Source organism: Streptomyces sp. NPDC030809, assembly GCF_055572195.1.
In genome coordinates, this window is sequence record NZ_JBVIDV010000013.1 from 42398 (window position 1) to 58322 (window position 15925).

The following is a 15925-nucleotide window of genomic DNA, read 5'->3' on the forward strand; positions in this document are numbered from 1 at the left end:
CGGACGGTCTCCCCTAGCCGAGCTCTTTGTCCAGCAGCGACAGAAGATCCGCTGCTGATGCCGAACTGATCTGGTCGGCGATCCCGACCGGAGATCCGGCGCTCGCCATCGAACGGACTCGGCCCTGAAGCTCGCCGAGCAGAGTGGAAATGGTGGTCTGGTCCTCCTGCGCCAGCTGGAGGAACGCTTCCTCCAGCCGGGCCCCCAGCCCCTCGATCTCCTTGGCCAGGTGATCGACGGGGGACTGCGGGGCGGCGGACGCGGGTGCGGCGGACGCGGCCAGGAACTGGGCGAGGGCCGTCGGGTTCGGGTGGTCGAACACGAGGGTGGCGGGCAGCTTGCGGCCGATGACGGCCGACAGCTTGTTGCGCAGCTCCAGCGCCGTGAGCGAGTCGATGCCCAGCTTCTTGAAGGTCGCGGTGGGACCGATCTTCGCGGTGTCGGGGTGGCCGAGCACGAGCGCGGTCTGCGCCCGTACGGCGTCCAGCAGCAGGGCCTCCGCCTCGGCGGGCGAGGCGGACTCCAGCTGCCGGGCCAGGCCGGCCCCGGCGGCCTCCGGGCCCGCCGCGCCGCCGGCGGCCGGGCCGGCCAGCGTGCGCAGGAGCGGCGAACCCGCTCCCGGGGCGGCCGGGTTCAGGCGGGCCGGCACCAGCACGGCCCGGTCCAGGGAGACCGCCAGGTCGAAGAGGGCGAGGCCCTCCTGCGAGGCCATCGGCAGCACGCCCTGGCGCTGGAGGCGCACCACGTCCGTGTCGACGAGGTCGGCGACCATCTCGCTGCGCTCGGCCCAGAAGCCCCAGCACAGCGCGGTGGCGGTCAGGCCCTCGGCCCGGCGGAGCTCCGCGAGGCCGTTGAGGAAGCCGTTGGAGGCCGCGTAGTTGGCCTGGCCCGCCGTGCCGACCACGCTCGCGATCGACGAGAACAGCACGAAGGCGGACAGGTCCAGGTCCCGGGTCAGCTCGTGCAGGTACCAGGCGCCGTTGGCCTTGGCGGCGAGGACCGCGTCCACCTGCTCGCCGGTCAGTGCCTCGACCACGCCGTCGGCCAGGGCGCCCGCGCAGTGGACCACCGCGGTCAGCGGGTGCTCCGCCGGTACGGAGTCCAGCAGGGCGGCGAGGGCCGCGCGGTCCGCCACGTCGCACGCGGCGATCGCGACCTCGGCGCCCGCCGCGGTCAGCTCCTCCTGCAGGGCGGCGGCGGCCGGGGCGGCCTGGCCGCGCCGGCTGGTCAGCAGCAGCCGGCGGACGCCGTGGCGGGTCACGAGGTGGCGGGCCAGCATGGCGCCGAGGCCGCTGGTGCCGCCGGTGATCAGTACGGTGCCCTCGCCGAGCGGGGGCACCGCGTCGGCGGTGTCGGCGCCCTCGGCGCGGACCAGCCCGGGGGTGGCGGCCGTCCCGGCCCGGAGCTTGACCTGGAGCTCGCCGCCGGCCGCGGCGGCGGGCAGGGCGGCCCAGGAGGCGGGGGTGCCGTCCGTGTCCACGAGCGTGAAGCGGCCCGGGTTCTCGGTCTGCGCGGTGCGCACGAAGCCCCAGACGGCGGCCGCCGCGGGGTCGGCGTGGGAGACCGCCTCGTCGCGGACCGCGGCCTCGGTCACGAAGACCAGGCGGGAGTCGGCGAAGGGGTCCCCGGCGAGCCACTGCTGCGTCCACCGCAGCACCCGGTGCAGGGTCTGCGCGACCCGGGCGGGGGTGTCGGCGCCGTCCCCGGACGGAGTGCCGACGGGGGCGATGACGACCGGCGGGACCTCCCCGCCGGCGGCGGCGAGCTCCGCGAGACCGGCGTGGACCTCGACCCCCTCGCCGAGGACCGCGGCGACCTCCGCCGGGTCGCCCAGCACCGCGTACCGGTCGGCGCCGGAGCCGGCGGCCGCGAGGGGGGCCCAGTCCACCTGGAACAGCGATTCCCGGTGGTCGAAGCCGAGCGCGGACAGCGCGTCCGCGTCCGCGGGCCGCAGGGCCAGCGAGGCGACCGTGCCGACGGGGGCGCCGTCCTGGTCCGCGAGGGACAGGGACAGGGCCTCCTCCCCGGCGGGCGCCAGGCGCACGCGCAGGGCGGCCGGCCGGGCGGCGGGGTCCACGCGGACGCCCGTCCAGCGGTACGGCAGCAGGCCTTCGGAGCCGGAGCCCCCGCCCGGCTGCCCGAGTCCGGCCGGGAGCAGCGCGGCGTGCAGCAGCGCCGGGTGGATCCGGTAGCGGCCGCGCTCCGCGCCGTCGAGGGCGGGCAGCTCCACCTCGGCGAACAGGACCCCGTCGCGGCGCCAGACCTTCTGCAGGCCGCGCAGCAGCGGCCCGTGGGCGAACCCGAGCCCGGCCAGCCGGTCGTACTCCTCCTCGGCGGAGACGGCGGCCGCGCCCGCGGGGGGCCAGGCGGCGAGGCTCTCCGCGGCGGGTCCCGCCACGGCGGTCCCAGTGCCGACGACGCCCGCGGCGTTGCGCGTCCACTCGGTCTCGCCCTCGCCGCGCGAGTGCACGGAGACCACGTTCTTGGCATCGACGACGATGCGGATCTCGCGCTCGCCCGTGCGGGACAGCACGAGCGGGGCCTCCAGGGTGAGTTCCTCGACGGCTGCGGCGCCCGCCTTGTCGGCCGCCCACAGGGCCATCTCCAGCAGGGCCGCGGCCGGCACCAGGACGGCGCCGTGCACCACGTGCTCGGCCAGCCAGGGCTGGCGCTCCGGCGACAGCCGGCCGCTCGCGACCACGCCGCCGTGCTCCCCGTCGGCGGGGAGGTCGATCACGGCGTCGAGCAGCGGGTGGTCCGAGGTGCTCAGGGCGGTGGACTCGGCCGGGGTGTCCAGCCAGTAGCGCTGGCGCTGGAAGGCGTACGTGGGCAGCTCGACCTGCCGGCCGTCCGCGCCCGGGAAGGCCTTCGCCCAGTCCACGGCCACGCCCGTCGTGAAGGCCTCGGCTGCCGACCGGTAGAAGCGGGCGAGTCCGCCCTCGCCGCGGCGCAGCGTGCCCACGGCGGCGGCCTCGGCGCCCGCGCCGTCGAGGGTCTGCTCGATGCCGATGGTCAGGACCGGGTGCGGGGAGGACTCGATGAAGAAGCGGAAGCCCTGGGCGGCCAGCGCCCGGGTGGCCTCCTCGAAGCGGACCGTCTGGCGCAGGTTGGTGTACCAGTAGCCGCCGTCCATGACGGTGGTGTCCAGCCAGTCGGCCGTGACGGTCGAGAAGAAGGGCACCTCGGAGGTGCGCGGGCTCAGGCCGGCGAGCACCCGGGCCAGTTCGCCCTCGATGGCCTCCACGTGGCGGGAGTGCGAGGCGTAGTCCACCGGTACGCGGCGGGCCCGCACCTCGTCCGCCTCGCAGGCGGCGAGGAGGGCGTCCAGCTCGGCCACGTCGCCGGAGACGACCACGGCCGAGGGGCCGTTGACCACGGCGATCGACAGCCCGTCCGTCAGGCGGGCGCGGACCTGGTCCACCGGCAGGGCGATGGAGGCCATGCCGCCGAGCCCGGACAGGGCCAGGATCGCCTTGGACCGCAGGGCGACGACCTTCGCGGCGTCCTCGATCGACAGGGCGCCGGCGACGCAGGCGGCGGCGATCTCGCCCTGCGAGTGGCCGACCACGGCCGCGGGCTGCACCCCGTACGAGCGCCAGACCTCGGCGAGCGAGACCATGACGGCCCACAGCACGGGCTGGACCACGTCCACGCGCTGGAGCGCGTCGGCGTCGCCGAGCGCCTCGTGGAGGTCCCAGTCCACGTGCGGGGCCAGTGCGTCGGCGCACTCCTGCATCCGGCGGGCGAACACCGGGGAGGACTCCCACAGTTCCCGGCCCATGCCCACCCACTGGGAGCCCTGGCCGGGGAAGACGAACACGGTCCTGCCGACGGGCCGGGCGGTCCCGGAGACCACGGCGGCCGGGCCGGAGTCCCCGCCGGCGGCCGCCGCGGCCAGGCCGTCGAGCAGCCCGTCGCGGTCGGCGCCGACGACCACCTGGCGGTGGTCGAAGAGCGAGCGGGTGGTCAGCAGGGCGTGGCCCACGCCGGCGAGCGGCAGGTCCGCGTCCGCGGCCAGGTGCGCGTGCAGCCGCCGGGCCTGCTCGCGCAGGGCCTCCGGGGAGCGGGCCGACAGCACGAGCGGCAGGGCGGCGGGGGTCGCGGGCGCGTCGGCCGGCTCGCCCTCGGGTGCCTCGGGGGTCTCGGGGGCCTGCTCCAGGATGACGTGGGCGTTGGTGCCGCTGATGCCGAAGGCGGAGACCCCGGCGCGCCGGGGGCGGCCCGGGGCGGTGGCCCACTCGCGGGCCTCGGTCAGCAGCTCGACGGCCCCGGTCGACCAGTCCACGTGCGTGGACGGGCGGTCCACGTGCAGGGTCTTGGGCAGGACCCCGTGGCGCAGGGCCATGATCGTCTTGATCATGGCGCCGACCCCGGCGGCCGCCTGGGTGTGGCCGATGTTGGACTTCAGGGAGCCCAGCCACAGCGGGCTGCCCGGCTCGCGGTCCTGGCCGTAGGTGGCCAGCAGCGCCTCGGCCTCCAGCGGGTCGCCGAGGCGGGTGCCGGTGCCGTGCGCCTCGACCACGTCCACGTCGGCCGTGCGCAGCCCGGCGTCGGCGAGGGCGGCGCGGATGACCTTGCGCTGGGCGAGTTCGTTCGGGGCGCTCAGGCCGTTGGACGCGCCGTCCTGGTTGGTGGCCGAGCCGCGGATGACGGCCCAGACCCTGTGGCCGTTGCGGACCGCGTCGGAGAGCCGCTCCAGGACGAGGACGCCCGCGCCCTCGGAGAAGCCGGTGCCGTCGGCGGCGTCCGCGAACGCCTTGCAGCGCGCGTCGCCGGACAGGCCGCGCTGGCGGCTCATCTCCACCAGCAGGCCGGGGGTCGGCATGGTGGAGACGCCGCCGGCCAGGGCGAGCGTGCACTCGCCGGAGCGCAGGGAGCGCACGGCCTGGTGGACGGCGACGAGCGAGGAGGAGCAGGCGGTGTCGGTGGACACCGCCGGGCCCTCCAGGCCCAGGGCGTACGAGACCCGGCCCGAGGCCACGCTCGGGAGGGTGCCGGTGAGCTGGAAGCCCTCGGCCTCGCCGGCCGCGGCCCCGCCCATCCGCGGGCCGTAGTCGGTGGTGTAGACGCCGGTGAACACGCCGGTTGCGGTGCCGCGCAGGGCGGCCGGGTCGATGCCCGCCCGCTCCAGCGCCTCCCACGAGGTCTCCAGCATCAGCCGCTGCTGCGGGTCCATCGCCAGCGCCTCGCGCGGGCTGATGCCGAAGAACGGCGCGTCGAACTCCGCGAGGTCGTGGAGGAACCCGCCGGAGCGCGTGGTCACGGTCCCGGGGGTCTCGGGGTCCTCGGAGTACAGGGCCTCCAGGTCCCAGCCGCGGTCCTCCGGGAATCCGGTGATGGCGTCCACCCCGCCGGACACGAGGTCCCACAGGCCTTCGGGGGACGTCACCCCGCCCGGGAAGCGACATCCCGCACCCACGACCGCGATCGGCTCGCGTGCGGCCTCCTCCAGCTCGCGCACCCGCTCGCGCAGGTCCTGCGCGTCGCCGACGGCGCGTCGCAAGTAGGACCGGAGCTTGTCGACTTCCTCCACCAGGGCCTCCCCCAAAGTTGCTTCGAAAAACAGGTGTACGGCGCGGCGCCGGCCGCGGCCGGGCTACATGTAGCCGCGGTCGATCAGTGCGTACAGGTCGTCGTCCGTACGGCTTTCCAGGCTTTCCTCCGCCGCCGGCTCCGGTGCGCCACCGGCCGGCTGCGGCTCCACGAGGGAGAAGATGTGGCGGGCCAGCGCCAGGGGCGTGGGGTGGCTGAACGCGACGGTGGCGGGCAGCCGCACCCCGGCCGCCGCGGCGAGCCGGTTGCGCAGGGCCACGGCCATCGAGGAGTCGAAGCCCAGGACCTTGAAGGTCTCGGCGGCCCGCGCCTCGAGGTCGGTGCCGGTCAGCTTCACGCCGTTGCCGGCCAGCAGGGCCGCGGTCTCGGCGCAGACGAGGGCGACGGCCGCGTCCTCCGAGGGCAGTTCCACGGCGGCGGTGCCCGGCCCGGCCTGCGGCACGGCGGCCTGCTGCCCGGCGGCCGGGTCCCCGGACGCCGTCAGCCAGTACCGCTGCCGCTGGAAGGCGTACGTGGGCAGGGCGGTGCGCTGCGGGCGGTGCCCGGCGAAGACGGCCTGCCAGTTCACCGGCACCCCGCGGACGTGCAGTTCGGCCAGCGAGGCGAGGACCTTGGCCGCGCTGCCGTCGCGCCGGTTGAGGGTGTTGGCCACCACCGGCGGGACGGCCGGCAGCTCGGCGGCCTCCTCCATCGCCACCTGGAGCACGGGGTGCGGGCTGACCTCGACGAAGGCCCCGCCGTGCGCGTGCATGAGGGCTTCGACGACCTCGCCGAAGCGGACCATCGAGCGCAGGTTGTCGTACCAGTACGTGCTGTCGAGCGCGCGGGTGTCGAGCAGCCCGCCGGTGACGGTGGAGTAGAACTTCACCGCCGACTCCCGCGGGGTGATGCCCGCGGTGTCCGCGAGCAGGCGCTCGCGGATGCTCTCGACGTGGTGGGAGTGGGACGCGTAGTCCACCTTGACCCGCCGGACCCGCACGCCCTCGCCGTCCGCCATCGCGGCGAACTCGTCGAGGGCCGCGCCGTCGCCGGCGATGACCACGGAGGCCGGGCCGTTGACCACGGCCACCGACAGCCGCCCGGACCACTGCTCCAGCCGGTCGCGGACCCAGGTGTCGGGGGCGCCCACCGCGCTCATCCCGCCGCCGAGGGGGGTGAGGTCGATCAGGGCCCGGCTGCGCAGGGCGCTGATGCGGGCCGCGTCCTCCAGGGACAGCGCGCCGGAGACGCACGCGGCGGCGATCTCGCCCTGGGAGTGGCCCACGACGGCGTCGGGGACCACGCCGAGCGAGCGCCACAGCTCCGCCAGCGAGACCATCATCGAGAACAGGGCGGGCTGGACCACGTCCACCCGGTCCAGGGAGGGGGCCGACTCCGCACCGGTCAGCACGTCCACCAGGGACCAGTCCACGTACGGGGCGAGTGCCTTCTCGCAGGCGTCGACGGCCCGCGCGAACACCTCGGACTCGGCGTACAGCTGCCGGCCCATGCCCAGCCACTGGGAGCCCTGGCCGGGGAAGACGAAGACGACCGGGCCGGCGGGGCCGGCGGCCGAGCCGCGGACCGCCTGCGCCGAGTCCCCGCCCGCGGCGATCAGTTCGAGGCCGGCGAGCGCCTCCTCGCGGCTGCCGCCCAGCACCACCGCGCGGTGGTCGAACAGCTCGCGGGCGGCGACCAGCGAGTGGCCGATGCCGGCGGCCGGCAGGGCGGGGTCCGCGGCGAGGAACTCGCGCAGCCGGGCCGCCTGCGCGCGCAGGGCCGGCTCGGAGCGCGCCGACAGCACCCAGGGCAGCACGCCGCAGGCTCCGGCGCGGACCGCCTCGGGGCCGGCGGGCGCGGCGGCGCGGGGCTCCGCGGGCTGCTCGGGGGCCTGTTCGAGGATGACGTGGGCGGTGGTGCCGCCCAGGCCGAACGAGGACACTCCGGCGCGGCGCGGCCGCTCGGCCGTGCCCGGCCAGGGCCGCGCGGCCCGGACCACCTCGAAGTCCTCGTGGAAGTCGGGGATGCCGGGGTTGGGGGCGCGGAAGTTCACGCTCGGGACCAGGTGGCCCCGGTCCACGCAGAGCGCGGACTTCACGAAGCCGACGATGCCGGCGGCCGGCTCCAGGTGGCCGACGTTCGCCTTCACCGAGCCGATCACGAGGGGGCGGCTGCGGCCGGTCTCCCGGATCACCTCGCGCAGGCCCGCGGCCTCGGCGGGGTCGCCCATCCGGGTGCCGGTGCCGTGCGCCTCGACGTAGTCGACCTCGTCGAACGGGACTCCGGCGCGGGCCAGGGCGGCCCGGACGGCGGCGGCCTGCCCGGTGGGGCTGGGGTCGGGTATCCGGGCGGAGGCGCCACCGCTGGCGACGCCCCAGCCGCGCACCACGGCGTAGACGTGGTCCCCGTCGGCCAGGGCCCGGTCGAGCCGCTTGAGCAGGACGAACGCCCCGCCCTCACCGCGGACGAAGCCGTTGGCCCGCTCGTCGAAGGGGAAGCAGGTGCCGTCGGGCGAGAGGGCGCCCAGGTTGGCCAGGCCGGCTCCCGACTCCGGGTCGACGACCAGCTCCACGCCGCCCGCCAGCGCCATGTCCACCGATCCGCCGGCGATCCGGTCGCAGGCCAGTGCCAGGGAGACGAGCGAGGAGGACTGGCCCGAGTCGGCGCAGAAGCTCATGCCGCGGACGTCGAACAGGCCGGAGATCCGGTTGGCGATCAGTGCGCCGCTGGAGCCGAGCGCGGCGTAGTGGTCGTCCCGGTCGCTGCCGGAGAGCTTGCGCAGCAGCTCGTACCCGGAGGGGCCGCTGCCGACCACGACGTCGACCTCGCGGCCGGCGAGGCTGCCCGCCGCGATGCCGGCGTCCTCCACGGCCTCCCAGGCGAGTTCCAGCCCGAGCCGCTGCACGGGGTCCATGGCGGCGGCCTCGGCGGCACTCGTGCCGAAGAACTCCGCGTCGAACCCGTCGACGGAGTCGAGGAACGAGCCCGACTTCAGGGTGTCCCCGTCCGGGTGCGCCCGGAAGTCCGAGCCGGTCGGCCGGTCCTCCGGGAAGGTCCCCACGGTCGATTCCCCGTCGAGCAGCAACTGCCAGAACTCACGCACGTTGTGCACACCGGGGAACCGGCACGACATCCCGATGACGGCAATATCGGCGCCTGCGCCACTCATACGAATTCCTTCCGGTTCCCTCGGCAAAATGCTCTTGTGGACGGCAGGGCCGTCACCGCCAGGACGACAGCAGCTCCAGCAGCTCGTCCGGCGCGTCCATGAAGTCGTAGTGGCCGCCCTCGACCACCCGGAACTCGACCGAGTCCGCGTACCTGCGCCAGCCGTCGAGCTCCTCGAGGCTGACGTCGGTGTCGTCCTTCCAGTGCACGACGACGACCGGGCAGTCCACCTTGGCCGGCTCGGACCGCCGGTAGGCGCCCGCGGCGGCGTGGTCGCGGAGCAGCACGAGCATGCCCAGGCCGACCATGTCGGGGCGGGGCTCGATGCCCCGGCCGCGCAGGAACGCCTCCAGCTCGGCGCGCAGCTCGTCCTCGGTGAGGCCGAGCATCCGGTCGAGGTGGGCCTCGTGCGGGGCCGGCTGGGCCGACACGATGAGGCACTGCGGGCCGGGCAGGCCCCGCTCGGCGAGCCGCAGGACCGTCTCGTACGCGGGCATCGCGCCCGCACAGTGCGCGAAGATCGCGTACGGCCGGTCCAGCAGCGGTTCGAGCGGCTCGACGAGGGCGTCGGCCAGGTTCTCGTACGTGCCGTAGTGCGGGTGGCCCAGCCGGTTCTCGCGGCCGGGGAACTGCACGGGCAGCACCTCGGCCCCGCCGATCTCGGCCGGGAAGGCGCTGAACGCCGAGGCCCCGGACCCGGAGAAGGGGAAGCAGAACAGCCGGGCGGCGGGCTCGGCGGACGGCGGCCGGACGAACCACGGCGAAGTGGCGGCGGCGGTTCCGGTGGTCATGGCGTCTGCCGTTTCTTCCCGATGATGGGCAGGTGGGTCATGCCGGCGATGAAGTACGACCGCAGGTGGGTCGGCTCGCCGGCGAGTTCGAGCGACTCGAAGCGCCCGAGCAGTTCCTCGAAGAAGATGCGCAGCGTCATCCGGGCCAGCGGGGCGCCGATGCAGAAGTGCGTGCCGAAGCCGAAGGCGCCGTGGCGCTTGGCACCGGCCCGCGTGATGTCGAAGGTGTGCGGGTCGGGGAACATGGACTCGTCCCGGTTGCCCGAGCCGATCCACGCGACGACCGCGCCGCCGGCCGGGATGGTGCCCCCGGCGATCTCGACGTCCTTGACGGCGTACCGCATGAAGTTGCACGCGGCCGAGGTCCAGCGCAGCCCCTCCTCGACGAGGTTGGGGATGAGCGTCGGGTCGGCCGCCGCCTTCTCGTACTGGACGGGGCGCTCGATGAGCGCCTCGACCGTGCCCGAGACGGTGTGCGGGGTGGTGACGTTGGCGCCCAGCAGGATGCTGTAGCCGTCGAGGGCGATCTCCTCGTCGCCCAGCGGCACGCCGCCGGGGCGGAACGTCATGAGGTGGTGGAGCAGGCTCTCGTCCTCTTCACCGGTGTTCCGGCGCGTCTTGACCCAGTCCCGCACGTAGTTGAGGAGCTCGTGGTGGGAGATGGCCAGGGTCGCGGCCTCGCTGGAGATCTGGAAGTGCGGGTCCGAGGGGGCCGTCACCATCGCGGTCAGCTGGACGAGCTCTTCCCAGTCCTTCTCGGGAAGGCCGAGCAGCGGGCCCGTGACCAGCGCCGGGAGCAGCAGCGCCTTCTCGGCCAGGTCGAAGACCTCGCCGTCGAGCGCGGGCTCCAGGAAGCGCACGATCGTGGCGCGGATCTTGTCCTCCCAGGACTGCACCGCGCGGGCCGTGAGCTTGGAGCCGAGCGGCCGCCGGACCTCGGTGTGCCGCGGCGGGTCGGTGGAGGTCATCAGCACGCCGGCGGCGGGGTCGTCCGTCCCGAGGTGGGTGGGGACCGTGCCGCGCTCGGAGGTGAACTCGCGGTGGTCGCTGAGCACGCGCCGGACGTCCTCGTACCGGGTGACCGACCAGAACTCGCGGCCGTCCGGGAGGTACTGGTGGTGCAGGGGCGCCTGGGCCCGCATGACGTCCCAGACGGGGTGCGGGTCGCCCGAGGTGTAGAGGTCGAGGTCGAACAGGTCGAGGCTGTCGAGGTCGACCTCGCGCGCCGGGCCGGGCGTCAGCCTCACGCCGCGGCCCTCCCCTGCTCGATCAGCTCGGCGACGCGGGCCGGGGTCTGCGCGAGGTAGAAATCGCGCACGGAGAGCTGGACGCCGTAGTCCTGCGCCACCCGCTCGATGATCTTGATGCCGGTCAGCGAGTTGCCGCCGAGCACGAAGAAGTCGTCTTCCACGCCGACCTGGCCGGAGTTGAGGTACTCACCCCAGATATCCGCGATTTCCTGCGCCAGCGACACCTGCACCGATTCCATTGGAACTCTTCCTTTTCTCCACCGACCGGGAGTGCCCGCTCGCGTCGTCTGCGGCCCTGTCTTCCGGACCGTCGCCACCAATTCGGCCACAGGGGCCTGCCGCCGCCGCCCGTCCCGCCGGCGAGACGAATTCGCCGAATGGCCGGACCGAGTCTCGCGTGAATGCGCGGCCGATCACACCGTTCCGGCGATGCGGCCGGCAGTTCGTCCACGGGGGTTGAGCGCCGGGCCGCGGACCTGCGGCGCCGGGGTCCCCGGGGGCGTCCCGCCGGCGGGACAGGGCAAGTTCGGCGGCGGCTTGCCGCGCCCTGGCACCGCGTTTATTGACCGGCCGAATCGCGTTCAGTGAACGTGATGGTGATTCAACGACGTTAGAGGCGCAGTGGAATGAGGGGAACGACGTGGAACACAGGGACATCGATGCGGACGTGGTGATCGCGGGCGCCGGGCCGACGGGCCTGATGCTCGCCTGTGAGCTGCGGCTGGCGGGCGTCGACGTGCTGGTGGTCGACCGGCTCGCCGGGCGCACCGGCGAGTCGCGGGCCGGCGGAATCCACTCCCGCACCCTTGAGGTGCTCGACCAGCGCGGAATCCTGGACCGGTTTCTCGAGGCCGGTGAATTGCAGCCGGTCGGGCATTTCTCCGCCCTGTTTCTAGACTTCGACGAGTCGGAATCGAGGCACCCCTACCCGCTGATGATCCTGCAGTCCGCCATCGAGGAGCTGCTGGAGGAGCGGGCGCTGGAGCTCGGCGTGCGGATCCGCCGCTCCGCCGAGGTGACCGGGCTCTCCCAGGACGAGGACGGGGTCACGGTCGAGCTGGGGGCGGCGGAAGGCGGACCGGCGGCCCTGCGCACCCGCTGGCTCGTGGGCTGCGACGGCGGCCGCAGCGCGGTCCGCAAGCTGGCGGGCATCGACTTCCCCGGCACCGCGCCCACCATGACCTCGCTGATCGGCGACGTGGAGCTGCCCGACCTGCCCGAGGACTACATCTGGGTGCGGCGCGTGGCGGGCGGCGACTACTCGGCCGTCTCCTTCGAGCCGGGCTCGGGCTGGTACCGGGTGATCACCTCCGAGTACGACCGGGTGGTCGACCGCGACGAGCCCACCACCTTCGAGCAGCTGCGCGAGGCGCTGATCCGGCTCGCGGGCACGGACTTCGGCATGCACAGCCCGCGGTGGATCTCCCGCTTCAACGACGCCGCCCGGCAGGCGGCGGAGTACCGCCGGGGCCGGGTGCTGCTCGCGGGAGACGCGGCGCACATCCACTTCCCGGCCGGCGGGCAGGGCCTGAACATGGGCGTGCAGGACGCCGTCAACCTGGGCTGGAAGCTCGCGTCGGTGGTGCTCGGCAAGGCTCCCGAGAGCCTGCTGGACAGCTACCACGACGAGCGCCACCCGGTCGGCGAGCGGGTGCTGCACAACACCCGCGCGCAGGCGGCCCTGGCCCGCCCGGGCGCCCAGACGGACGCCCTGCGCGAGGTCTTCAGCTCGCTGATGGTCTTCGACGAGGTCAACACGAAGCTGCGGCACATGCTCAACGCCCTGGACATCCGCTACCCCGCCGACAGCACCCACCCGCTGGCGGGCCGCCGGGTCCCGGACGCCGACCTCAAGACCTCCGAGGGCGAGACCTTCGTCTACGAGCTGCTGTACGAGGGCCACGCGGTGCTGCTCGACCTGACGGGCACGGCGGAGCTCGCCGGGGTCGCCCGCGGCTGGGCCGGCCGGGTGGACTTCGTCGAGGCGCGCAGCGAGGACGCCGAGTGGCAGATCCCGGGCCTGGGCGGGATCCCCGCCCCCGCGGCGGTCCTGATCCGCCCCGACGGCCACGTGGCGTGGGCGGCCGATGCCGACGCGCCGGACCTCGACGGGCTGGCGGACGCCCTCACCACCTGGTTCGGCCCGGCCGCCCGGGAGTGACGGGGCGCGGTGCGCGCGCGTGCGGCCACGCGGCAGACGGCGGCCGCCGGGACCGGGTTCCTCCGGTCCCGGCGGCCGCCGTCTTGTCCCCGCCGTCGTGGACGTGCGGCCCGCCGCCGGGTGTCGGGGCGCCGCCCCGGACCCCGGTCCTCACCCGCCGGACGGGCCGGGTCCCGCCCCTGCCGGGATCTGCCTGCGGGCCGGATGCGGACAGCACGGAGCCGCCTCGGCGACGGGGGTTCGCCGAGGCGGCTCGGTGGGTGGTGCGGACTTCGCCGGTGTGGGGTTCCGGTCGCGGTCACGCCCGCTTCTTGAACGTGGAGACCGCCCAGGCGTACCCGAGGACGGTGAAGCCCACGCACCAGGCGACGGCCGCGGTGGCGTCACCGCTGGACGGGTTGCCCTCCAGCAGTCCGCGCAGGGTCTCGATGATCGGGGTGAAGGGCTGGTACTCCGCGAACTGGCGCACGCCGGCCCCCATGGAGTCGGCGGGGACGAAGGCGGTGCTCAGGAACGGCAGCATGATGAGCGGCACGGCGCCCATGCCGGCCGACTCCGCGGTCTTCGCGGCGAGGCCCATGGCCACGGTCAGCCAGCCGGTCGCGATGCTGACCAGCACGATGACGCCGACCACGCCGAGCCAGTCGGTGGCGCTCGCCTCGGGCGAGAAGCCCATGGCGAAGGCCACGGCCACGATGGCCACGGAGCCGACCAGGGCGCGCACGGTCGTGATGACGACGTGCCCGGTCAGCATGGCGCCGCGGGAGACGTCCATGACCTTGAAGCGGTTGATGACGCCCTTGGTCATGTCGGAGTTGACGGCCGTGGAGGTGGCCGACAGCCCGTAGCTGATGGCCATGACGAGCAGGCCCGGGGTCACGTAGTCGATGTAGTCGGTGCCGACGCTGAACGCGCCGCCGAACACCTTGACGAACATCAGCATGATCACGATGGGCACGAGGACCGCGTTGAACATCGTGACGGGGTTGCGCACGTTGTGCTTGATGTTGCGGCGCAGCATGATCGCCGCGTCGGCCAGCGGCGTCGAGACGGTGCTCACTGTGCGATCGCCTCCTGGCGCACGGGGCTCGTGTTGTCGGTGAGGGCGAGGAAGACGTCGTCGAGGTCGGGGCGGTGCACCGAGAACTCGTGGGCGTCGATCGCGTGGTGGTCGAGGCGGTCCAGCAGGGCGCGCAGCGACTTCGTCTCGCCGTCGCTCGGCACCTGGAGGGTCAGCTCCTCGTCGTCGCGGGTGGCCTCGACGAGGACCCGCGCCGCCGCGTCCAGTTCGAACTGGTCGGTGAAGCGGAACCGGACGTGGGTGCCCGGGATCTGGCGCTTGAGCTCGTCGGGGGTGCCCTGGGCGGCCAGCCGGCCCTGGTTGAGGACCGCGATCTGGTCGGCCAGCTGGTCGGCCTCTTCCAGGTACTGGGTGGTGAGGAAGATGGTGGTGCCGTCGGCGACCAGTTCGCGGACGATCCCCCACAGGGTGCGCCGGCTGCGCGGGTCGAGGCCCGTCGTCGGCTCGTCCAGGAAGATGATCTCCGGGTCGCCGACCAGGGTCATCGCCAGGTCGAGCTTGCGGCGCATGCCGCCGGAGTAGGTGGCCGACAGCTTGTCCGCCGACTCCACCAGGTCGAAGCGCTCCAGCAGCCGGTCGACCAGCTTTCCGCCGTCGCGCACCCGCTTCAGGTCCGCCATCAGCTGCAGGTTCTCCCGGCCCGACAGCAGGTCGTCCACCGCGGCGAACTGACCGGTCACGCCGATGGCCGCGCGCGCCTGCTTGGTCGCGGTCGCCACGTCGTGGCCCGCGACCCGCACCGTACCGGCATCGGCCTTCATCAGCGTGGTCAGGATGTTGACCGTCGTCGTCTTGCCGGCCCCGTTCGGGCCGAGCAGGGAGAAGACCGAACCCGCGGCGACCTCGAAGTCGACGCCGTCGAGCACGACCTTGTCGCCATATGCCTTGCGCAGCCCTGAAACTGCAATCGCTGAACTTCTCATGCCTCCACTTTCCTCTCCGGGCCTGTCAAGCACCTGTCGCATCCCTGACACGGCGCTCAACTCACCGCCCTGGTCAGAGGACCACTCGTTTCCGCTGCCGGCGCCGCGCGCTAGCGGCCGCGGGCTGACTCCGCTTCGATCACGTCCAGGACCTCGGCGCCGAGGTCGACCAGGTACATGTGGTCGCCCGGGAATTCCACATAGGTGAACTCGGCGGTGGTCGCCGCCTGCCACTGCCGGCCCTCTTCCGCGGTGACCAGGCCGTCCACGTCCCCGCGCAGGGAGGTGATCGGCACCGTGACCGGGTCGTCGGTGCTCGGCAGGTAGTTCTCGTGCATCTCGCAGTCGGCCTGGAGCACCGGGAGGATCAGCTCGCGCATCTCCGGGTGGTCGAGGGCCTCGTGGCGGAACCCGGCGAACTCCTCGACCCGGGCGAGGAACTCGTCGTCCTCCAGCCCCGAGGCGCGGCGCTCGCGCTGGGTCCAGGGACCCGGGGAACCGCTGACGACCAGCCGCTCGACCTGCACCCCGCGCGCGGTGAGCAGGTGCACCAGCTCGTACGCGAGCACGGCGCCGAGGCTGTGGCCGAAGAGCACGACGCGCGCCCCTTCGCCGAGGTCGGCGACGATGTCGTCGATGGAGCCCTTGGCCGCCTCGATGACGTTGCGGTACGGCTCCTCCAGGATCCGCCGCTCCCTGCCGGGCAGCTCGACCGACGTCACGCGCCACCGGCCGGCGGACAGGTCCCGCCACGGGTGGAAGAACGACGGACCTGCTCCCGCGAACGGCACGCACAGCAGCGTGGTCCGGTCCCCGAGTTCGGCGGACACGGCGGGCTCTGCCACCCCGACCAACCCCAATCATCCCTGGTTCGTGTGTTGAAAAAGCTGTGGTCGCCGGGGCGTGGGGCCCCGGCCGCGGCGGGGGGGGGGGGGGGGGGGGGGGCCCCCCCCCCCCCCCCACCCCCCCCCCCCCCCTCCCCCCCCCCCCCCCACCCCCCCCCCCCCCCCCCCCCCCAC

Annotated in this window: 8 protein-coding genes and 1 pseudogene; 1 reads left to right on the forward strand and 8 read right to left on the reverse strand. The window is 74.2% G+C overall.

The window, feature by feature from the left end; all coding sequences use genetic code 11:
* Positions 1 to 13: 13 nt before the first annotated feature.
* The 5 genes and pseudogenes from ACZ407_RS18590 to ACZ407_RS18610 all read right to left on the reverse strand — a co-directional run.
* A pseudogene (locus ACZ407_RS18590) lies at positions 14 to 5515 on the reverse strand (type I polyketide synthase); the annotation flags it as partial.
* Positions 5516 to 5596: 81 nt separating this feature from the next.
* Positions 5597 to 8701 (reverse strand): type I polyketide synthase, encoded by a 3105-nt coding sequence (locus ACZ407_RS18595; protein WP_468129411.1) that lies wholly within the window; start codon positions 8699 to 8701, stop codon positions 5597 to 5599.
* 52 nt (positions 8702 to 8753) lie between these two features.
* Positions 8754 to 9491, reverse strand: a complete 738-nt coding sequence (locus tag ACZ407_RS18600) for a thioesterase II family protein (protein WP_468129413.1) — start codon at positions 9489 to 9491, stop codon at positions 8754 to 8756.
* Positions 9488 to 10738 (reverse strand): cytochrome P450, encoded by a 1251-nt coding sequence (locus ACZ407_RS18605; RefSeq protein ID WP_468129415.1) that lies wholly within the window; start codon positions 10736 to 10738, stop codon positions 9488 to 9490. Before ACZ407_RS18605 ends, ACZ407_RS18600 begins: the two co-directional genes overlap by 4 nt.
* Positions 10735 to 10980: a phosphopantetheine-binding protein gene (locus ACZ407_RS18610; protein ID WP_468129417.1), complete on the reverse strand. Its 246-nt coding sequence runs from the start codon at positions 10978 to 10980 to the stop codon at positions 10735 to 10737. The genes ACZ407_RS18605 and ACZ407_RS18610 overlap by 4 nt, the downstream gene beginning before the upstream one ends.
* 401 nt (positions 10981 to 11381) lie before the next feature.
* On the opposite strand from ACZ407_RS18610, the gene ACZ407_RS18615 reads away from it, so the two are divergent.
* Complete coding sequence (locus ACZ407_RS18615) at positions 11382 to 12902, forward strand: FAD-dependent monooxygenase (RefSeq protein ID WP_468129419.1); 1521 nt, start codon at positions 11382 to 11384, stop codon at positions 12900 to 12902.
* A gap of 298 nt (positions 12903 to 13200) precedes the next feature.
* Here ACZ407_RS18615 and ACZ407_RS18620 read toward each other — a convergent pair whose 3' ends face one another.
* The 3 genes from ACZ407_RS18620 to ACZ407_RS18630 all read right to left on the reverse strand — a co-directional run bounded on the left by ACZ407_RS18620 (position 13201) and on the right by ACZ407_RS18630 (position 15751).
* On the reverse strand, positions 13201 to 13962 hold the full coding sequence (locus ACZ407_RS18620) for an ABC transporter permease (RefSeq protein ID WP_468129421.1): 762 nt from the start codon (positions 13960 to 13962) through the stop codon (positions 13201 to 13203).
* A complete protein-coding gene (locus tag ACZ407_RS18625; protein WP_468129423.1) occupies positions 13959 to 14906 on the reverse strand; it encodes an ATP-binding cassette domain-containing protein in 948 nt (315 codons plus the stop codon). The genes ACZ407_RS18620 and ACZ407_RS18625 overlap by 4 nt, the downstream gene beginning before the upstream one ends.
* Positions 14907 to 15016: 110 nt before the next feature.
* On the reverse strand, positions 15017 to 15751 hold the full coding sequence (locus tag ACZ407_RS18630; protein ID WP_468129425.1) for a thioesterase II family protein: 735 nt from the start codon (positions 15749 to 15751) through the stop codon (positions 15017 to 15019).
* Positions 15752 to 15925: the final 174 nt, after the last annotated feature.